Below are 20,331 nucleotides of genomic sequence, written 5' to 3' on the forward strand. Positions count from 1 at the left end.
TCCTGTTCTAAATTAAAGAGTTAGAGCATGATGTCGTCCGAAAACCGCTCACACTTTTCGGCATCATGCTCTGTCGCAATCCCAAGGCAGAAAGACGAAAGAGGTTTCCATGACTTCCGATCAACCGATCCGCTGGGGCATTATCGGCCCCGGCACCATCGCCCGCACCTTTGCCGATGGCGTCGCCCATTCGCGTACCGGCAAACTGGTGGCAATCGCCACCCGCAACCCGTCCAAGCCTGGACTTGCCGAAAACTTCCCCGGCGCCCGCATCGTCAACGGTTACGAGGCGCTGCTTTCCGACCCCGAGGTTGATGCGGTCTATATTTCCGTGCCCCATACCGGCCATGCCGAATGGGCGATCAAGGCCGCCCGCGCCGGCAAGCACATCCTGGTGGAAAAGCCGATCGCACTTTCGGCGTATGATGCCGAAGCCGTCTACTACGAAGCCAAGAAGGCCGGCGTCTTTGCCGGCGAGGCCTTCATGTACCGGGTACATCCGCAGACGGAGAAGCTGGTCGAGCTCATCAAGAACGGCGTCATCGGCACGCTGCGCATCATCCGCTCGAGCTTCGGCTTCAATATGGGCAGCTACAGGCCGGAACACCGGCTGTTTGCCAATGACACCGCCGGCGGCGGCATTCTCGATGTCGGCGGTTATCCGGTCTCGATGGCGAGGCTGATTGCGGGTGCTGCGGAAGGCAAAGCCTTCCTCGAACCGGAGAAGGTTGCGGGCGTCGCCCATCTCGGAGAGAGCGGCGTCGATGAATGGGCGTCGGCGGTGCTCAAATTCCCGAACGAGATCATCGCCGAAGTCTCCTGCTCGATCATGGCGCAGCAGGACAATGTGCTGCGCATCATCGGCTCCGAGGGCCGGATCGAGGTCGCCGACTTCTGGTTCGCCTCCGGTCACAAGGGCGGCGTCGGCAAGATCGAGATCTTCAAGGGCGGCAAACAGGAGACGATCGAGGTCAGGGAGGATCGCTGGCTCTATTCCTTCGAGGCGGACGCGGCGGGCGATGCTATCCGTGCCGGCAGAACCGAATTCAGCGCCCCCGGCATGAGCTGGGCGGATTCGATCGCAAACCTGCGCGTGCTCGACCAGTGGCGCGCCTCGGTCGGCCTCGAATACGGCGTCGAGAAAGCGGCAAAGCGCACGAAAAACATTGCCGGCGGCGTGGTCACGCGCGGCAACAGCATCCCGCGGCGCGAAATCCCCGGCATCTCCAAGCCGGCCTCGGTGGTGACGCTCGGCTTCGAATTCTTCCCGAACTTCGCCGCCGCCTCGCTGACGCTCGACGCCTTCTACGAGGCCGGCGGCAATGCCTTCGATACCGCCTATGTCTATGGCGCCGGCAAGACGGAGGCGATCTTCGGCGACTGGCATACGAGCCGCCAGGTGCCGCGCGAGGAGATCGTGCTGATCGGCAAGGGCGCCCATTCGCCGCTCTGCTATCCGGATATGGTCGCCAAGCAGCTCGACCAGTCTCTCGCCCGGCTGAAGACCGACTATGTCGACATCTATTTCATGCATCGCGACAATACCGACGTGCCTGTCGGCGAGTTCGTCGATGCCATGGATGCAGAAGTCAAACGCGGCCGCATCCGCGGCATCTTCGGCGGCTCGAACTGGACACGGGCGCGCTTCGACGAGGCAATCGCCTATGCCGAAAAGACCGGCAAGGCGGCGCCTGCGGCCCTCTCCAACAACTTCTCGCTTGCCGAGATGCTCGATCCGATCTGGGCCGGCTGCGTCGCCGCTTCCGATGACGAATGGAAGAAATGGCTGAACGAGAAGCAGATCCCGAACTTTGCCTGGTCGAGCCAGGGCCGCGGCTTCTTCACCGACCGCGCCGGCCGCGACAAGCGCGACGACGAGGAAATCGTGCGCGTCTGGTATTCCGAGCGCAATTTCGGACGCCGCGACCGCGCCATCGAACTCGCCAACAAGCTCGGCCGCAACCCGATCCATATCGCGCTCGCCTATGTCATCGCCCAGCCCTTCCCGGTCATCCCGCTGATCGGGCCGCGCACCGTCGCCGAACTGGAAGACAGTCTTTCGGCACTCGACATCAAGCTGACACCCGAACAGGTGAAATGGCTGGAAGGCTGATAATAGAAGAAAGGGCGCGGTTCGAAGCCGCGCCCTTTCCATAACTACTTGCGCGTTTCGGACGCCTTCTTTCTGGCGGCATCGTCCATCAGTTCGTACCACATGGCGTTGAGGACGGCGAAAGCGGCGGCCAGCGGCAGGCCGAGGATCCATGCGAAATACCACATCGTTTCGTCTCCCTCAGTAGGCGTGGCTGTTTTTGTCGGTGACGGATTTCTCTTCGACCTTGCCCCACAAAACCTTGTAGACCCAGGCCGTGTAGGCACAGATGATCGGCAGGAATATCGCCGACACCACCAGCATGATGAACAACGTCATATGGCTGGAGGATGCATCCCAGACCGTCAGGCCCGAGCGTGGATCGAGCGAGGAGGGCAGGATGAACGGGAACATCGAGAGACCGACCGTCGAGATGATCCCCAGGATCGCGACCGTGCTGAAGAGCAGCGTCATCACCTCGCGCCTTGCCCGCATGGCGATGAAAGCCAGTGCAGCACCGGCAAAGCCGAGGACGGGTGCGGCGATCATCCACGCATGGGCGGTGTAATTGGCAAGCCACGCGCCTTTCTCCAGCGCCACCGTCTTCAGCAGCGGATTGGAAGGCCCGATCGGGCTGATATCGCTGGTGATGCGATAGCCGCCGACGCCGATCCACAAGAAGACGCCGCCGAGGGCAAACAGCACGATGGCGGCGAGAGCGGCCATGCTGCCGTAGCTTCTGGCCCGCTCTGCAACCGGACCGCTCGCCTTCAGCACCAGCCAGGCCGCACCGTGCATCGTCAGCATGGCCAGGGAAAGCAGGCCGCACAGCAGCGCAAAGGGGTTGAGCAAGGCGAAGAACGAGCCTTCGTAGAAAATCCGCATGTCGTCGGCAAAGCGGAAGGGCACGCCCTGCAGCACGTTGCCGACGGCAACACCGAAGATCAGCGACGGCACGAAGCCGCCGACGAAAAGCGCCCAGTCCCAGCCGGTGCGCCAACGGGCGCTGTCGCGCTTCGACCGGTATTTGAAGCCGACCGGGCGCAGGATGAGCGCGAAAAGGATCGCGAACATCGCGAGATAGAAGCCCGAGAAGGAGACCGCGTAAAGCGGCGGCCAGGCGGCGAAGATGGCGCCGCCGCCGAGGATCAGCCAGACCTGGTTGCCTTCCCAGGTGGCGCCGATCGTGTTGATCACCACGCGCCGTTCCGTATCGGTCCTGGCGACGAAAGGCAGAAGCGTGCCGACGCCGAGATCGAATCCGCCCGTCGTCGCAAAGGCGATCAGCACCACGCCGAGCAACAGCCACCAGATGAGGCGCAGGGTTTCATAATCGAGGAGTTCGTGAAGGATCATGGCAGTCACTCCGCAGCCGGGATGAGGGTTTCGGAAATCAGCACCGCTTCCGGCTCGTCATCCGGTTCCGGCCCCTGCCTGATCGCTTTGATCATCAGGCTCATCTCGATGACGATCAGCACTGTGTAGAGGGCGGCAAAACCGATGATGGTCAAAAGCACGGTGCCGGCGCCGAGGCTGGAGACGGCCGCCGCCGTCGGCAGCACGCCTTCGATCACCCAGGGCTGGCGGCCGAATTCGGCGACGACCCAACCAAGCTCGATGGCGACCCAGGGCAGCGGGATCGCCAAAACGGCAATCCTGAGAAGCAGCGGGTACTTGTCGAGATGGCGGCGCGCCGACAGCCAGAAGAAGGTGGCGGTCAGCAGGATGAAGAAGATGCCGAGGCCGACCATGATGCGGAAGGACCAGAACAGCGTCGGCACATGCGGGATGGTGTCGCGCGCGGCCTGAGCGATCTGCGCGTCGGTCGCCTGGCGCGGATCGTCGACGTAGCGCTTCAGAAGAAGGGCGTAGCCGAGATCATGGCCGAGATCCTCGAAGGACGTGCGAACCTCCTGGGCCACCTGATCCTGCGCCGGCGCCGCACGGATCTGCGTCAGCGCGTCATAGGCCTTGATGCCGTCGCGGATGCGGACCTCGGCCTGCTGTTCGAGCTTGTCGATGCCGGGTATTTCGGTCGTCAGCGACCGTGTGCCGATCAGGCCCATGACCCAGGGAATATGCACGGCAAAATGCGTCTCGCGCGCCTGCTGATCGGGGAAGCCGAAGGCGGTGAAGGCGGCCGGCGCCGGCTCGGTCTTCCACATGCCTTCGATCGCGGCGAGCTTCATCTTCTGGTTCTCGGTCGCGAGATAACCGCTCTCGTCACCGAGCACGACCACCGAGAGCGCCGAAGCGAGACCGAAGGAGGCGGCGACCGTCATCGAACGTTTGGCAAGCTCGATATGCCGGCCCTTCAGCACATACCAGGCCGAGACGCCGAGCACGAAGATCGAGGCGCAGACATAACCGGCCGACACCGTATGGACGAATTTCGCCTGGGCGACCGGGTTGAACACCACGTCGAAGAAGCTGGTGATCTCCATGCGCATCGTCTGCGGATTGAGGGCCGATCCCACGGGGTTCTGCATCCAGCCATTGGCGATGAGGATCCAGAGTGCGGAGAAGTTCGAACCGAGCGCCACCGCCCAGGTGGCGACGAGATGGCCGACCTTCGAGAGCTTGTCCCAGCCGAAGAAGAACAGACCGACGAAGGTCGCCTCGAGGAAGAAGGCCATCAGGCCTTCGATCGCCAGCGGCGCGCCGAAGATGTCGCCGACATAATAGCTGTAATAGCTCCAGTTCATGCCGAACTGAAATTCCATGACGATGCCGGTGGCAACGCCGAGCACGAAATTGATGCCGAACAGCGTGCCCCAGAATTTCGTCATCTGCCGCCAGATCTGGCGGCCGGTCATGACATAGACGGTTTCCATGATCGCCAAGAGCACGGACAGGCCGAGCGTCAATGGCACGAACAGGAAGTGGTAAAGCGCCGTCAGCGCGAATTGGAAGCGCGATAACGCGACGATGTCTAGTTCCATTGTCTTTCTCCCACGGTCCCACGGGGTACGGAGCGTTCCTCAACGCCGGCCGGCGCTTGAGGGCATGCGATCTCACTCAATCCGGCCGAAGCCGGTCGAGCGCCTTTTCGAACGCCGCTTCTCCACGGCACGAAATTTCTAAGATGCGTCCACCTTCGATGACGGCGATGCGATCGGCGATAACAGCCTCGCGACGGATGTGAGTCGCGATCACCAGCGAGCGGCCTGCCGCCATCGCCGACAGGCGCTGAAGCACATCGCGGGCGGTGGCGCCGTCGAGGCCCTCGGTCGGCTCGTCGAGCAGCCAGAGCGGCGTGTCGCGCAGGAAGAGCCGCGCAAGCGCCAGCCGGCGCGACTGGCCGCCGGACAGGCCGAGCCCGCCTTCGCCGAGCCGTGTGTCGATCCCCCGCGGCATCGCCTCGACGTCTGCAAGCAGACCGGCGGCGGCGAGCGCTTCACGAAGACGGGCCTCGCGCGCATCAGGATTCGCCAGCAGCAGATTGCCGCGCAGACTATCCTCGAAGAGTTCCGTCCGCTGCGTCAGCGGGGTCGCCGTCACTGCGGCGACGCTTCCCGACCTCGCCGGCAGCTCGCCGGAAAGCAGAGCAAGCAGGCTCGACTTGCCGGCGCCGCTGGCGCCGATGACGGCCAGCCGTTCGCCCTGCCGAAGCGCGAGGTCGATGCTCTCAAGCGCAGGCACCACGGAATTTTCATGGAAGGCGGACGCACCAGCCAGTGAAAAGGCATATCCCGGCATCGGCAGCGCCAATGGTTCGGTTATTGCCGCGACAGCAAGCCTTGGCGAGATACGTCTCGCCGCCAGCAGCGTCCGGCCGAGTTCCAAGGCGCCGCGCCGCAGCGCCGCGAAGGGCTCGACCGCCGCGAAGGCGATGAGCAGGCCGAGGGCTGCGACAGGCGCGGTGATTGCCTTCGTCTCCGCCAAAGCGGCGACGGCGAGCAGCGATGCGGTCAGCAGCAGGGTGGAGACGAGACCGAAGCCGAATGTCAGGCCGGTTTCGACGCGGTTCAGCCGATCGTCGGCACGGGCGGCATAGCCATCAGCGGCGATGATCGCGCTTCTCTGCCCATCGAGCCGGCCGGCCATCAGCAGGTCGGTCTGGCCGGCGACGAGATCGATCGTCCGCGACCGCAGCGCCTCGATGCCATGGGCGCGCCTGCGGGCATGTTTGCGCGCTATGCGGCCGGCGATCAAAGGCAGGCCCAGGCCGGCGCTGGCCAGAAAGAGGCCAAAACACAGACCGAACACAGGATGCATCAGGCCGAGCACCCCGCTTGCGGCCAATGCCGCTCCGATCGCCACGACAGCCGGCACGAGAATACGGAGATAGAGGGAGTCGAGCGCATCGATGTCGGCCGTCAGCCGGAAGAGCAGCCGGGCAGGGCGATGCAGCAAAGCGCGGGCAGCGCCCGGCTCGGCAAAGCCGCGAAACAGCCTTTCGCGAAGGGCTGCCAGCACTCCAAGCGTTGCGTCATGGGTCGAAAGCCTTTCACCGTAACGCGCCGCGGTGCGGACGATGGCCAGCAGGCGGATGCCGGCCGCCGGCGCAAAGACGTCGAAGGTCATCGCGACCGCCGCCGAAAGACCGGCGAGCGCGGTGGCGGTGATGAACCAGCCGGACAGGCCGAGCAGCGCGATACCCGCCGTTACCGTCGCTGCCGAGAGTCCTGCGCCAAACAGCAGTGCGCGCCGGCGCTCGGCAAGGAAGAGCCGCAGGATCGGCTTGAGGTCTGCAACAAATGTGCTCATTCGGCTGCCTCCCGGATGATGAGATCGGCGTCGACGCGCATGCAGCGATGCATGCGGGCGGCAAGCAGCGGATCGTGGGTCGCGACGATCAATGTGCGCCCCTTGGAAAGCGAAAGCAGGCTTTCCGTCACCTCGGCGGCGGTCGCAGCATCGAGATGCGCGGTCGGCTCGTCAGCCAGGATGATCTTGAGATGCGGATTGCAGGCCGCGCGCGCGATCGCAAGCCGCAGCGCCTCGCCGCCGGAAAGCCCAATACCGGCTTCGCCGAGCGGCTGGCTGCCATAGGCATCGGCCACCTTCCCAAGTCTCGCTGCATCAAGCGCATTCGCCACCTCGCTGCGCGTGATGCCGGGTCTGCCGAGCGAAATATTGCCGTTGATGGTGCCGGCGAAGATATGCGGTTTCTGGCCGATCCAGGCCATGCCGCAGCGCAGAGCAGCCGCCGTCTCATCCCCAAGCTCGACGCCGCCGATGACGATGTGCCCGCCCGCGCAAGGCACCAGTCCCGCAATCAGCGAAAGAAGCGTCGATTTGCCGGAGCCGCTGGCGCCAAGCAGCGCCAGATGTTCGCCGCCGGCTATCTCGAGGTTGAAACCGTCGAGGATCAGCGGTTCGTCGGTGCCATAGCGAAAGGCGAGATTTTCAAGGCGGATGGCAGGCACCTCGTCGGCGGCAGAGGCCTTCGCTTCGCCTAATCCCTGAATGGGTAGGCCGCCGCCGGCAAGGGAGTCCAGCGCTTTCAGCGCCGCTTCGCCCGCCGCCCGGTCATGCCAGACGGCAGAGAGTTCGCGCAGCGGCTCGAAGAAAGCAGGCGCAAGCAGCAGGATGAACAGGCCCTCGGTCAGGTCGAGCCGGCCAGACCATGTGCCGAAGCGGATCTCGCCGAGCAGGCTGAACCCGATATAGACGGCGACCATCGCCACGCCGAGTGCGGCGAAGAGTTCGAGTACGGCCGAGGAGAGAAAGGCGATTTTCAGCACCGCCATGGTGCGCTTACGCAGCGATTCCGCCTCCTGGCGCAGCCTGAGCGCTGTTGCATCGACCGCGTCGAGCGCACGGATCGTCGCCAGCCCACGCAGGCGATCGAGCAGGAAGCCATTGAGGCCACCGGTCGCGACAAGCTGTCTTTCGCTGGCCGCCTGGGCACGCCAGCCGATCAGCGCCATGAAAATAGGGATCAGCGGCGCGGCAAACAGCAGAACCAGTGCGGCGATCCAGGAGACCGGAAGGATAAAGGCCAGGATGACGAGCGGCACGAGGCTGGCCTTCATACGCGCAGGCTGGAAACGGGCGAGATAGGGAACGATGAGTTCGGCCTGCTCGCCGATAACGCTTGCAGCTTTGCCGGATGCCGGCCGGCCGCGATCGACCGGGGACGACATGGAAAGGGCCGAGACGGCGATCCGGCGTTTGCGGCTAAGCTCGGCGCGGGCGGCATGAAAGGCGAGGCGGCCGCCAGCCGCATCGAGACAGCTTCTCGCCAATCCGAGGAGGAGGATGCCGAAAGCCGGCCAGAGAACGTCATGCAATCCGCCGCCATCGGCGATGCGGCCGACGGAGAGAGCCAGCAACCCGGCCTGCGGGATCCAGATGGCGGCGGCCAGCGCCTGCAGCATAGCCGCCCTGCGCAGCCGGCCCTTCGCCGCGCCGTCGCCCGGCAAGACGGCGTAGTCATCCCGTGACCGCACTTCTGGTTCTATTGTCGCGTCGAAGAAAGCACTGCCCATGGCGCTAACTCTTGTTCGCAGGATTCGGCCGGCGGCTGCGGCCGAGCGAGATGACCCGGTCCTTGGCCTCCAAAAGCTTTGTCACTTTCGCGCCGAGCGAGAGTAGCGTCGCGAGCCTCTCGGTCTCAAGTTGTTTTACGTCTTCGTACCAATGCGTCAGCTGTTCGATCAGCGTGTGCATCTCGCCCATGCGCTGTTGCGCGTGCCGTTCGGCCTCGCTGGCGGGGCGCTGCATCAGGATCTCGCGCAGAACAGACAGCGTCGGGTCGACCTCGCGCTTCTTTCGTTCCTCGGCGAGCGTCCGCAATATCTGCCAGACATCATCCGGCGTGATGAAGAAATCGCGGCGATCATCCGGCTTGTGCTTGAGAAGAACAAGGTTCCAGGCCTGCAACTCGCGCAGGCTCATCGAGACGTTGGAACGCGAGATGCTAAGGGAATCGGCGATCTCTTCCGCACAGAGCGGCGCAGGGGAGACGAAGAGCAGGGCATAGATCTGGCCGACCGTGCGGTTGATTCCCCAGCGGGAACCCATTTCGCCGAAATGGAGAACGAAGGACTGGACAAGAGGCGGAAGGTTCATGGTCGTTTCCGTTGCGTCTGTGATTTCAGAAATTTCTGAAATCACTATACAGACTTTCGGACCCAGCCGACAATCTGCAAGGCGGCCCTGCGTCAATTTGGATGTCCGTCCGTTGATCGTGCGTCAGATATAGCCTGGGGCGCCACAGCCGGATTTGACTTAAATCAAATCCGCAGCAATTTGCGGAGATGACGCAAAAACGCCCGGCAAGGCGCTACCGGGCGTTTGGTGACTGCGATATCGGAAGCGGCTCGAATGGTGCCAGGCTCAGATCAGGCCGGACAGGATGCCGACGCCGGCAAGGGCGGCAATGCTGCCGGCCGTGCGCGTCACCAGGATGCCTTGACGTTCGCCGGCACGCCCGACGGCGTAGCCGAGGGCGAGGCCGGCGGCGTGCAGCAGTGCGGTCGCGACCATGAAACCGGCGGCATAGGCGGCGCCGGCGGCATTTTCCGGCATTTCGGCGCCGTGCGCATGACCGTGGAAGATGGCGAAGAGACCGATGAGACCAGCCGCTACGGCCAGCGGTGCCTTGACGTTGAGCGCCACGATGGCACCGAGGATGACGACCGAAAGCGCAATGCCGGTTTCAACGAAGGGAACATTGATGCCGGCCACCCCGAGGGCGCCGCCGAGCGCCATCACCAGGACGAAGGTCGTCGGCACGAGCCAGGTGGCGCGGCCGCCAAGCTGAAAGGCAAAAACCCCGACCATCACCATTGCAAGCATATGATCAATGCCGGACATCGGGTGAGCAAAGCCATGGCTGAAGCCGGCAGCTTCGCCGATGGCCGGATGGGCCGAGGCGACGGCCGGAAGCGCTACGGCAGCCAAAGCAACAAGGACGCTCTTGAGTGCTGATTTCATTGCTCGATTCCCTCGTGAAATTGCAAATTCCTGCGGCCGCCGAACATCGGCATGGTTCAAAGTCGCGCGCATCACGCTAGTTCAAGGAAATTGCATCGTCAACGAAAAACCAGCAAATGCCAACCAATTCAATTGCTTATCCGATAGGCAAATGCCGCTTTCGATTGCTTTCTTCTGACGCCAGACTGCGCAAGGCCGGCGCGTTTCGACGCGCCCGTTCATATTCCTCTTCACCAACTGGAAAGGGCTTCGCGCAGCAGCTATCAATCATCCGGCTAAGGCGGCCCCAACCGCCGCCACGGAGGAGGACGCGCATGAGCATAATCGAACGGCCGCTGGTAATCAGCGCGCCCGAGCCCCGCACGCTCGATCTGATCTTCAGCGATGGGGCGCGCGCCGAACTGCACGCGAAATACGAAATCGTCGAAGCCGACCCGGAAAATATCGCCGAACTTGGCGACGATATCCTCGGCAGGACCCGATACATCATCGGCCAGCCGCCGCTTTCAGCTGAAACGCTGGCCAGAATGCCGGCCTTGCGCTCGATCCTCAATGTCGAAAGCAATCTCTTGAACAACATGCCCTATGAGGTGCTCTTTGAGCGCGGCATTCATGTCGTGACCACAGGCCAGGTCTTTGCCGAACCGGTCGCCGAAATCGGTCTCGGCTTCGCCCTGGCCTTGGCGCGCGGCATCGTCGATGCGGATGTCGCCTTTCGCGAAGGCAACGAACTCTGGGGCGGGGAGGGCAATGCGAGCGCGCGGCTCGTCGCCGGTTCCGAGATCGGCATTATCGGCTTCGGCGATCTCGGCAGGGCGCTGCGCCGGGTGCTGTCCGGCTTCAGGGCGCGCATCAGGGTGTTCGATCCCTGGCTGCCCCAATCGATCCTCGAGGAAAACGGCGTCGAACCGGCAAGCCTGGAGGATGTTCTGACGAAGAGCGATTTTGTCTTCGTCGTCGCCGCAATCACCAGCGAAAACAAGGGATTTCTCGGCGCCGAGGCCTTCGCCGGCATGCGCAAGGGTGCGGCCTTCATCCTGCTCAGCCGCGCCGATGTCGTCGATTTCGATGCGCTGATGGCGGCCGTCTCGTCAGGCCATATCGTCGCGGCGAGCGACGTCTATCCGCAAGAGCCGCTGCCGCCCGATCATCCGGTGCGCAGCCTGAAAGGCTTCATCCGCTCGGCGCATCGGGCCGGCGCCCTCGACAGCGCCTTCAAGAAGATGGGCGATATGGTGCTGGAAGATATGGACCTGATGGATCGCGGCTTGCCGCCGATGCGCTGCAAAAGGGCGGAACGCGAGACGGTCTCCCGCATGCGCTCCAAACCGGTCGCGGTGAATTAAGCCAGGGTAAGCGCGCCGCCTCAGGCGGCGCGCTGCTCGGTGCCCTGGATCGCGGCGAGCTTCCAGTCAGCGCCCGATTTGCGCACGAAGGTCCACACCTCGGTGCTTTCGCTCGGACGGCGGTCGTCGCCGGAAACGACACGGCCGCTGTCGCGTTCGACCATGGCGTCGATCGACGAGTAACGCATGGCGAGCGTCGCATATTCCTGGCCGTCTTCGCGCCAGGCCTCGGCAATATCGCCCTGCAGCAGCTTGACGTCGGAGACGCGGTTGCGCACGCCGTTGGTGGCGTTTTCCCCGAGTTCCTCGGCAAGATAGGACATGGCCTCGGGCGTCGTCAGCCGGCGCAGCGTGCCATAATCCTCAGCGCCGTAAGCGGTCTGAATGCTGGTCAGCAATTCCTCGAACTGATCGAGATCGGCCTGTGCTAGCCCGATCTCGTCGCTCGGGCGGTTGCCGCGCGACGATTGGCCGAAAGAAGCGCCCGAGCCGATCGCCGGGATCTGGAAGGACGAATTGTTGGTGGGCGACATATTATAGGAGCGGCTCTGGCCGCTCACCCCGTAGGAGGGCTGGCGGCGATTGGCGAAATAACGCATCGCCAGCATGACGGCGCCGCCGATCAGCGCGATCTGCAGCAGCATGCCGAGGAAGCCGAAGCCGCCGCCGAAACCGTGGCCGAGCAGCATGCCGAGAAGGCCGCCGGCGATCAGGCCGCCGATCATCGACCGGCCGAAACCGCCGAAGAGGCCCGGGCGCTGGGCGCCGAAGGGCTGTTGCGCGGCAGCGGGCGCCGTCATCTGCGGGCGTGGCGTCATCGACCGTTCGATCGGCGCGGCCGGAGCAGGCGCAGTTTGAGTGACAGGCGGAGCCTGGAAGGTGCGCGTGCCGCGGCTTCCGAAACCGCCGCCGGCGCGGCGCGCCTCGGCATCCCCGAGCGAAGCAAAAACGGTAGCGCTCGTCAGTACGGCAATGGCCGCGACCTTGGCAAAACGCGAAACGGCACTCGGCATTCCTAATCTCCTGTCATGCACATCGCGGCATATCGAGATGTCATATAGGTATTCTTTCCCGCGTGTGAAGTTCTTCCGCTGCTTTACTGGCAGACATCGACCCAGCTGGCCCCGGTCAACTCCGCCAGCCGCCCTGTGGCGATGCGCACGGCCGAATTGGTCGAGCCGGCCGCCGGGACGACTTCGTCGAAGCGTTTGAGCGAAATATCGCAATAGATCGGCAGCGGCGAGGGCAGGCCGAAGGGGCAGACACCGCCAACCGGATGGCTGGTGACCGCCACGACCTCTTCGGCATCGAGCATGCGCCCCTTGGCCCCGAACGTGTCCTTGAACTTGCGATTGTCGAGGCGGGCCGTCCCGCCGGCGACAACCAACATCATCTGCTCGCCGACGCGCAGGCAGATCGTCTTGGCGATCTGGGCGGGCTCGATGCCATGGGCCTCGGCGGCAAGGGCAACCGTCGAGGAACTCTCGGCGGTTTCGATGATGTCGATATCGGGGGCATGCGCACGGAGGAAGGCGCGGACGGATTCAAGGCTCATGTCGTGATGCTAGCCCAGCATAAGCGCAATTTGAAGCGCAAAACATGCCCGCTGAAAACCGTCGCTTGCAAGTCTTTCGGACATCGTCATAATAATTTTGCACACGTGCTCAATTTTGTCATTCGGCCGTTACGTTGAGCCCATAGAGCGGGACATGTCACGTTTTCGTGGGGTTTCGGAACGGCCGTCAAGCGACAGTGCTGACCCGCCAAGAGGCTTCACACTGCTCTTCCAGGGAGACGAAGAAAATGACCATTTTGCCGACGTTGAAATCCCTTACGATCGCGGCCGCCATCCTGGCCTCGACCTCCGCCTTTGCGCTTGCCAAGGACGTTACCATCAGCGTCTGGGCCGGCGGCACCGGCCCGAACGACACCTATCGCCTCGACGCCATCGAGATCGCAGCCCAGCAGCTGCAGCGCGAAGCCGCGCTCAAGGGTGAAGACCTGAAGATCACCATCGAGAAGAAGCCCTATTCCGGCTGGGACGATTTCAAGCAGGCGCTGACGCTTGCCGCGGAAGCCAAGACCGCCCCGAACATCGTCGCCAGCGGTCATGAAGATATCGCGCCCTGGTCACAGGCCGGCCTTATCGTTCCGATCGAGGATCACGTTGATCTCGACGCCTGGCCGCTCAACGGCATCTACGAAAACCTGATGCAGATCGCCTCCTACAACGGCACCGTATACGGCATTCCGCAGGATGCAGAATCCCGCCCGATGTTCTTCTGGAGGCCTTACATGAAGGCGATCGGCTATAGCGACGCCGATCTCGATGCATTGCCGCAGAACGTTCAGGACGGCAAGTACGCCATGAAGAACCTGCTCGAAGACGCCAAGAAGATGCAGGACAAGGGTCTCGTCCAGCCCGGCTACGGCTTCTATCCGCGCCCCAGCAACGGCCCTGACTACTGGCAGTTCTACACGAGCTTCGGCGGCACGATGGAAGAAAACGGCAAGCTCGTTTTCGACAAGGCGGCCATGACCCGCACCTATCAGTTCATCTCCGATGCCGTGAAAACGGGCGTCACCAAGAAGAACCATATCGGCATGCCGGGTGATCAGTGGTGGAAGGAAGTCGCCACCGGCAAGGCCGGCATCTGGGACGCCGGCACCTGGCATTATGCCCGCCTCGTCAACCAGGAAGGCCTGAAGGATTTCTTCGACAACATCGTCTTCACGCTGATCCCGGCCGGCGAGGGCGGCAAGGCCAACACGCTGACGCATCCGCTCGTCTACATGCTGACCGCAGGACACAGCGATGAAGATACACAGATCGCCGCTCAGCTGATCACGATCGCCTCCGAACCGCGCATCAACGCGCTGCATGCGATCAAATCCGCCCATCTCGGCATCTCCAAAGCCGAAGCCGAAGTGGACTTCTATGCGGACGACCGCTGGGCTCGCGAAGCCACCGAGCGCCTGCTGCCGCATGCCAATGCGATGCCGAACAATTCCGATTTCGGCAAATATTGGAACATCATGTGGAAGAACCTCGAGGCATCCTGGACCGGCGCCAAGACCGTCGACGCCGCCATCGGCGATGCCGAGAACGAGCTGAAGAGCACGCTCGGCGACAAGATCGTCATCCGCTAAAGTCGAAGCACTCTTCCGGGCAGCGGCGACCCCGCTGCCCGGTCCGTCCCGCGAGGAGGCTTCCATGAAATCGTCCAGAGGGCTTGGACTGGTGATGATCGCGCCTGCGGCGATCATGATCGTCCTGTTCTTCCTGATGCCGGTGGTTCTGACGGCGGTCTTCTCGATGACCAATATGACGACCGCAACCGGCATTTCCGGCGGCGTCTATCAGATCGCACCCAATTCCCTGATCGCACTGAAGTCGGCCATGCCCGACATCGCCGCCGAGATGGCCGAACCGCGCTACGCGATCGACGAGGCGGGCCTCAAGGCCGTCGAGGGTCTCGGCCTTGCGCCTGGTATCGCCGCGGAGCTGCGCGCCAAACATGCCGGCGAGGTCTTCCCGACGCGCCGCGAAGCCGAGCGTATGATCAAGGATCTCGCCGACCGGCCTTCGACGCGCGCGGTCAAACAGATCTCCGAACAGTTCAACCGCTCCGTCGTCAACACCCGCTTCGACAGCAAGGAACAGCTGTTTTCGGCGCTGGACACCCTCGGTCTCAAGCTGACTCAGGAACAGAAGGAAACGGTGGCCGAGGCCACCTATACCGGCTGGACCTGGACATCAGACAATTTCTCCCGCATCGCCACCTCGCCTGATATGGCGCGGGTGCTCTTCAACACTGCGCTCTACGTCGCGCTGGTGCTGACGCTCTTCAATGTCGGCTATGCCCTGCTGCTCGCCATCTGGACGCATTATATGCCGCCGACGCCGGCCTCGATCTTTCGCGGTATCTGGCTTCTGCCGCGCATCACCCCCGTCGTCATCTACGTCATGCTGTGGAAATGGCTCGCCTGGGATACCGGTTTCATTTCGATCCTGATGGGCAAGTTCGGCTATCCGCCGAAGAACTACCTGCTCGACAACGCTTATAATGCCTGGTTCTTCGTCGTGCTGATCAACGGCTTCATCGGCGCCTCGATGGGCATGCTGGTGTTCTCCTCGGCAATGAAGGCCATTCCGAAGAGCCAGTTCTATGCCAGCGAGGTCGACGGCGCCTCGCGCTGGCAGCAGATCCGCTACATCATCCTGCCGCAGATGCGCTGGCCGATCCTCTTCGTCACCTGCTACCAGACGCTGTCGCTGCTCGCCTCTTTCAATGAAATCCTGCTCGCCACCAATGGCGGACCGGGCAACGCGACCGAGGTCTGGGCGCTCTCCGCCTATCACACCGCGCTCAGGAATTATGCCGGCAATCTCGAATACGGGCTGGGCGCGGCCATGGCGCTGGTGCTCGTCGTCATCGGCGTGATGCTGTCGCTCCTTTATCTGCGCGTCTTCAACTACGGCACGCTTGTCGCCAAGCCCCTGATCGAGGACTGACCATGGCCGAACAATCGCAGCCCTCGGCAAATTATCGCAGCTGGCCCGTCATAACGGCGCTCACCGTCGTCAGCCTGCCGCTGCTGCTGATGTATGTCTATCTCTTCCTCGACACGGTGACGGTGAAGCAGCCGGATGCGCTGCTGCCCTCCGGCCTGACGCTCAATCACTGGCGTTTCCTGTGGCAGACGACGGCGGGCAAGGCGAATATCTGGCAGGTGACGGTGAATACGCTGCTGTTTTCGGCCTGCACCACCAGCCTCGTGCTCATCGTCTCGTCGATGGCGGGCTACGTGCTGTCGCGGCTGAACGTGCCGGCGCGCGGTTTCTTCCTTGCCGGCGTCATGGTGCTGCATGCCTTCCCGTCGGTGACGCTGATCATCGCTATCTTCATCGTGCTGCAGATGATCGGCCTCTACAATTCGCTGGTCGGCGTCATCCTGGTGAAGGCGGCGATCGACCTGCCGCTCGGCATCTGGCTGATGAAGGGCTTCTACGACACCGTGCCCTGGGAAATCGAAATGGCCGGCGTCGTCGACGGCGCCTCGCGCTTCCGGGTCTGGCGCAGCCTCGTGCTGCCGCAGGTCAAGCCCGGCATCATGGCGCTCGGCCTGTTTTCCTTCCTCGCCGGCTGGGGCGAATTCATCCTGCCGCAGGTGCTGGCGCCGGGCAATGACGTGCAGGTGCTGTCGGTCTATCTCGCCGGCTTCCTCGCCGACGACAACAATTACGATTTCAATATGTTCAAGGCGGTCGGCCTCTTCTACCTCATTCCGGTGCTGATCGCTTACGCGCTCTTCAACAAATATCTGATGAACATCTACGGCGGCGGGAGCAAAGGCTGATGCGCATCCTCCTCGACAATTTTTCGAAGAGCTTCGGCTCCACCAAGGTCATCGAGAACATGCAGCTCGAAGTCCGCGACGGCGAGATGCTGGCGCTGCTCGGGCCTTCCGGCTGCGGCAAATCGACGACGCTTTTCGCGGTCTGCGGCATCCACCGGCCGACCAGCGGACGCATCCTCTTCGGCGACCGCGACGTCACCGACCTGCCGAGCCAGGCCCGCAATGTCGGCGTCGTCTTCCAGTCCTATGCGCTCTACCCGCATATGACGGTCGCCGAAAACATCGCTTTTCCCCTGAAGGTGAAGGGCGTGCCTGTCTCAGACATTCGCAAGGAGGTCGATCGCATTTCCGGGCTTGTCCACATCGACAATCTCATGGAACGCCGACCGGCGCAGCTTTCCGGCGGCCAGCAGCAGCGCGTGGCGCTGGCCCGCGCCCTGATCCGCAAGCCTGATGTGCTGCTGCTCGACGAACCGCTCGCCAATCTCGACGCCAAGCTGCGCCTCGAAATGCGCTCGGAAATCCGCCGGCTGCAGCGCGAGACCGGCATCACCGCCATTCTCGTCACCCATGACCAGGTGGAGGCGATGAGCATGTGCGACCGCATCGCCATCATGAAGGAGGGCGAGATCGTCCAGATCGCCACGCCGGCCGAAATGTACAATGACCCGAAAACCGCTTTCGTCGCCGGCTTCCTCGGCAATCCGCCGATCACCTTCCTGCGCGGCGTCATGGACAAAGGTGCCTTCATCATCCCCGAGAGCGAGATCCGCGTGCCGCTGCCAGGCACTGTCGGCGCCGCCGAGGGCAGCAAGCTGATGCTTGGCGTCAGGCCCGAGCATTTCACACCGGCGGGTGATACCCCCGTCACCGGCAAGATCACCTTCGCCGAGACACAGGGCCGCGAAAACCTCTACGACGTGGCTCTTGCAGGTGGCCCGCTGTTGCGTTCGATTCAGCCGGTGCGCAACGATATCCATGTCGGCGACCATGTCACCTGGGCGATCGACAGCCGTGGCGTGTTCGTCTTCGACGAAAATGGCAGGAGGATTTGATGACTCGCGATTTTTCGGCTTTTTTCGAGCGCTATGGCTGGCCAGCGGCCAAGGGCCGGCTTCCCTTCTGCATCGGCCATCGCGGCGCCAGCGGCCATGAACGCGAGAACACGCTCGCCGCCTTCCGCCGCGCCGCCGAACTCGGCGCCGAGATGTGGGAGCTCGACACGCAGCTGACCGGCGACGGCGTGGTCGTCGTCTCGCATGACGACCATCTCGAGCGCGTCTTCGGCATCGACCGACGCATTTCCGAAATGACGGCTGCCGAGCTCGCCGCCCTTGACGGCGTCGACGTGCCGCGTTTTTCGGAAGTCGCCGCTCTCGCCCGGGAGACCGGAACCGGTCTCTATGTCGAGCTGAAGGCGTCCGGGACCGGCCTGCGCTGCTGGCGCCACCTTGCCGAGATGAACCAGCGTTTTGCCTGCCTCGGCTCCTTCGATACGGCGCAGGTGCGCGAACTCAGGGACGCGGGCTGCGATTTCCCGCTTTCGGTGCTGATCCGCGTCGGCCATGATCCGCATGCGCTGGGCGACGAGGCCGGCGCCGATATTCTGCATCTCTGCTGGGAGAGGGCAGGCGCGCGGCCGCAGGACCTGGTAAGCGACGCGCTGATGCAGCGTGCCTTTGAGGCGGGCCGCGAGATCGTGCTCTGGCACGAGGAGCGGCCGGCCATTCTCGACGATATCATGAAGCTTCCGGTTCTCGGCATCTGCACGGATCTGCCCGATCTGATGCGGCCGTCGGCAGAGAGGGAAAAAGCAGTTGCCAGACAGGGATAAGGGACCGCGCAAGGTAACCTCCTTCGACGTGGCGCGGGTGGCCGGCGTCTCGCGCGCGGCCGTCTCACGTGCCTTCACACCAGACGCCAGCGTCTCACCGAAGACCCGGGAAAAGGTCTATCAGGCCGCCAAGGAGCTCGGCTACCGGGTGAACTACCTTGCCCGAAGCCTCACCAACAAACGCTCCGATCTCGTCGGCGTCGTCGCCGCCGGCCTCGACAATCCGTTCCGCACATTGCAGATCGAGCATCTGTCGAGAGTGCTGCTTGCCCGCAATTTCCGTCCGATCCTGCTGCCGACCTCGCAGGAGGCGGATACGTCGACGGTCATCGGCCAGCTGCTGCATTACGCCGTCTCCGGCGTCATCGTCACCTCGGACGCACCGCCGACCACGATCTGCGAGCAATGTGCGGCCGAAGGCGTGCCGATCGTGCTGATCAACAAGGGCAACGACATTCCTTTTGTCGATCGCATCATCTCGGACGACCGCATGGCCGGCCATCTCGCCGCCACCCACTTGATCGAAAGCGGCGTGCGAAAGCCCGCCGTGATGGCCGCACCCGCGATATCCTATACGGCGCGGCGACGCAGCGAGGCCTTCATTGCCCGCTGCAAGCAGCTCGGCGCCGAGCCGCAGGTTCTGCAGATCAGGATCAACGATTATCGCAGCGGCTATGACGCGGCCGGCGAACTTGCCGCATCCGGCATTGACGGCTTGTTCTGCGCCAACGACTACATGGCCTGCGGCGTCCTCGACCGCATCATGCGGGGCCGCGGCCGCGACGACGCGCCGCCACTCTCCATCATCGGCCATGACGATATTCCGCAGGCGAGCTGGACCGCCTATGAGCTAACGACGATCCGCCAGCCTTGCGATATCCAGGCCGAACAGACCGTCGATCTGCTGATGAGCCGGATAGCCGAGCCGGACCTGACGGCGCGCGTCGAATTTACACCGGTGACACTGATAAGAAGAAGGACCGCTTGATGAATTCCGCATTCGATGCCGCTGCCATCCGGGCCCGGGCGGAGGTCGCGATCGCCGTTGCCCTCGAGACCGGACGGGAAGCGGCCCGGTTTCGGCGCGACTCTGACCCCGGCATCCTCGCCGTCGAAAACAAGGGATTGCAGGATTTCGTCACTGTCGCCGACAAGAGGGCCGAACAGGCGATCCGCGACGGGCTCCTCTCGCGCTTTCCGGACGATACGTTCATGGGAGAGGAAAGCGGCGGACTGTCGGACGGGGTCGGCGCCTGGGTCGTCGATCCGATCGACGGCACGACCAATTATATCAGGGGCTTCCGTCATTGGGGCGTCTCGATCGCTTTCGTCGCCGGCGGCAGGATCGAGATCGGCGTGGTTTACGACGCTGCCGAGGACAAGGTCGTCCATGCTGTGCGCGGCGGCGGCGCCTTCAAGGATGGGCTTGCCATTCATGCCGCCGCAACCGACGATCCGGCCAATGCGCTGGTCATCCTCGGCCATTCCCGCAAAACGAGTTTCGACGACTATCTCGCACTCTCCCGGCGGCTGCACGAACGCGGCATCGACTATCGCCGCATGGGCGCGGCTGCCATCGACCTGGTTCGCGTCGCCGAGGGTGCCGCCGACCTCTATTACGAACGCCATCTCAATGCCTGGGACATGCTTGCCGGCGCGCTGATCGCCGAAGAGGCCGGCGCTGTGGTGGCGATGCCGCCGATCGACAAGCTGCTTGCGGATGGCGGGCCGGTCATCGCTCACGCGCCGGGGCTTGCCGGCGAATTCGCCTTCATCCTCGACATCGAGGGACTGACCGCCTGATTGCGGCT

General features: G+C 63.4%; 18 protein-coding genes. 9 read left to right on the forward strand and 9 right to left on the reverse strand.

The window, feature by feature from the left end; all coding sequences use genetic code 11:
* Window positions 1–109: 109 nt before the first annotated feature.
* Window positions 110–2,113: an aldo/keto reductase gene (locus CO655_RS22245; RefSeq protein ID WP_097666663.1), complete on the forward strand. Its 2,004-nt coding sequence runs from the start codon at window positions 110–112 to the stop codon at window positions 2,111–2,113.
* Between the two features lie 44 nt (window positions 2,114–2,157).
* Here CO655_RS22245 and cydX read toward each other — a convergent pair whose 3' ends face one another.
* From cydX to CO655_RS22280, 7 genes are all read right to left on the reverse strand, one after another.
* Window positions 2,158–2,280, reverse strand: a complete 123-nt coding sequence (cydX, locus tag CO655_RS22250) for a cytochrome bd-I oxidase subunit CydX (protein ID WP_003595707.1) — start codon at window positions 2,278–2,280, stop codon at window positions 2,158–2,160.
* A 13-nt stretch (window positions 2,281–2,293) separates the two neighbouring features.
* Window positions 2,294–3,448, reverse strand: a complete 1,155-nt coding sequence (gene cydB / locus CO655_RS22255; protein ID WP_097607565.1) for a cytochrome d ubiquinol oxidase subunit II — start codon at window positions 3,446–3,448, stop codon at window positions 2,294–2,296.
* A gap of 5 nt (window positions 3,449–3,453) precedes the next feature.
* Window positions 3,454–5,034 carry a cytochrome ubiquinol oxidase subunit I gene (locus CO655_RS22260; protein WP_097607566.1) on the reverse strand — a complete coding sequence of 527 codons (1,581 nt, stop codon included), beginning with the start codon at window positions 5,032–5,034 and terminating at the stop codon, window positions 3,454–3,456.
* Between the two features lie 76 nt (window positions 5,035–5,110).
* Window positions 5,111–6,802: an amino acid ABC transporter ATP-binding/permease protein gene (locus tag CO655_RS22265; protein WP_097666665.1), complete on the reverse strand. Its 1,692-nt coding sequence runs from the start codon at window positions 6,800–6,802 to the stop codon at window positions 5,111–5,113.
* On the reverse strand, window positions 6,799–8,529 hold the full coding sequence (gene cydD / locus CO655_RS22270) for a thiol reductant ABC exporter subunit CydD (RefSeq protein ID WP_097666667.1): 1,731 nt from the start codon (window positions 8,527–8,529) through the stop codon (window positions 6,799–6,801). Before cydD ends, CO655_RS22265 begins: the two co-directional genes overlap by 4 nt.
* Window positions 8,530–8,533: 4 nt before the next feature.
* On the reverse strand, window positions 8,534–9,112 hold the full coding sequence (locus CO655_RS22275; RefSeq protein ID WP_097666669.1) for a GbsR/MarR family transcriptional regulator: 579 nt from the start codon (window positions 9,110–9,112) through the stop codon (window positions 8,534–8,536).
* Window positions 9,113–9,379: 267 nt separating this feature from the next.
* Window positions 9,380–9,979 (reverse strand): HupE/UreJ family protein, encoded by a 600-nt coding sequence (locus CO655_RS22280; protein WP_097666671.1) that lies wholly within the window; start codon window positions 9,977–9,979, stop codon window positions 9,380–9,382.
* Window positions 9,980–10,293: 314 nt separating this feature from the next.
* Here CO655_RS22280 and CO655_RS22285 point away from each other — a divergent pair, with 314 nt between their 5' ends.
* Window positions 10,294–11,325, forward strand: a complete 1,032-nt coding sequence (locus CO655_RS22285; RefSeq protein WP_097666673.1) for a hydroxyacid dehydrogenase — start codon at window positions 10,294–10,296, stop codon at window positions 11,323–11,325.
* A gap of 20 nt (window positions 11,326–11,345) precedes the next feature.
* Here the strand turns inward: CO655_RS22285 and CO655_RS22290 are convergent, their stop codons facing one another.
* Window positions 11,346–12,338, reverse strand: a complete 993-nt coding sequence (locus CO655_RS22290) for a Tim44 domain-containing protein (protein WP_097666675.1) — start codon at window positions 12,336–12,338, stop codon at window positions 11,346–11,348.
* 83 nt (window positions 12,339–12,421) lie between these two features.
* Window positions 12,422–12,880, reverse strand: coding sequence for a YbaK/EbsC family protein (locus CO655_RS22295; protein ID WP_097607573.1), 459 nt, complete (start codon window positions 12,878–12,880; stop codon window positions 12,422–12,424).
* A 248-nt stretch (window positions 12,881–13,128) separates the two neighbouring features.
* On the opposite strand from CO655_RS22295, the gene CO655_RS22300 reads away from it, so the two are divergent.
* The 7 genes from CO655_RS22300 to CO655_RS22330 all read left to right on the forward strand — a co-directional run bounded on the left by CO655_RS22300 (window position 13,129) and on the right by CO655_RS22330 (window position 20,323).
* Window positions 13,129–14,475 (forward strand): extracellular solute-binding protein, encoded by a 1,347-nt coding sequence (locus CO655_RS22300; protein ID WP_097666677.1) that lies wholly within the window; start codon window positions 13,129–13,131, stop codon window positions 14,473–14,475.
* A gap of 64 nt (window positions 14,476–14,539) precedes the next feature.
* Window positions 14,540–15,841, forward strand: coding sequence for a sugar ABC transporter permease (locus CO655_RS22305; RefSeq protein ID WP_097666679.1), 1,302 nt, complete (start codon window positions 14,540–14,542; stop codon window positions 15,839–15,841).
* A 2-nt stretch (window positions 15,842–15,843) separates the two neighbouring features.
* Window positions 15,844–16,686, forward strand: a complete 843-nt coding sequence (locus CO655_RS22310) for a carbohydrate ABC transporter permease (RefSeq protein ID WP_097666680.1) — start codon at window positions 15,844–15,846, stop codon at window positions 16,684–16,686.
* On the forward strand, window positions 16,686–17,741 hold the full coding sequence (locus tag CO655_RS22315) for an ABC transporter ATP-binding protein (protein ID WP_097607577.1): 1,056 nt from the start codon (window positions 16,686–16,688) through the stop codon (window positions 17,739–17,741). The genes CO655_RS22310 and CO655_RS22315 overlap by 1 nt, the downstream gene beginning before the upstream one ends.
* Entirely contained in the window at window positions 17,741–18,520 is a 780-nt protein-coding gene (locus CO655_RS22320; RefSeq protein WP_097666682.1) for a glycerophosphodiester phosphodiesterase, read from the forward strand. The genes CO655_RS22315 and CO655_RS22320 overlap by 1 nt, the downstream gene beginning before the upstream one ends.
* Window positions 18,504–19,508: a LacI family DNA-binding transcriptional regulator gene (locus tag CO655_RS22325; RefSeq protein WP_097666684.1), complete on the forward strand. Its 1,005-nt coding sequence runs from the start codon at window positions 18,504–18,506 to the stop codon at window positions 19,506–19,508. The genes CO655_RS22320 and CO655_RS22325 overlap by 17 nt, the downstream gene beginning before the upstream one ends.
* Window positions 19,508–20,323, forward strand: coding sequence for an inositol monophosphatase family protein (locus CO655_RS22330; protein WP_097607580.1), 816 nt, complete (start codon window positions 19,508–19,510; stop codon window positions 20,321–20,323). Before CO655_RS22325 ends, CO655_RS22330 begins: the two co-directional genes overlap by 1 nt.
* The last annotated feature ends 8 nt before the right edge of the window (window positions 20,324–20,331 follow it).

Origin of the sequence: Rhizobium sp. M1 (assembly GCF_002531805.1) — a bacterium.
GTDB lineage: Bacteria > Pseudomonadota > Alphaproteobacteria > Rhizobiales > Rhizobiaceae > Rhizobium > Rhizobium etli_C.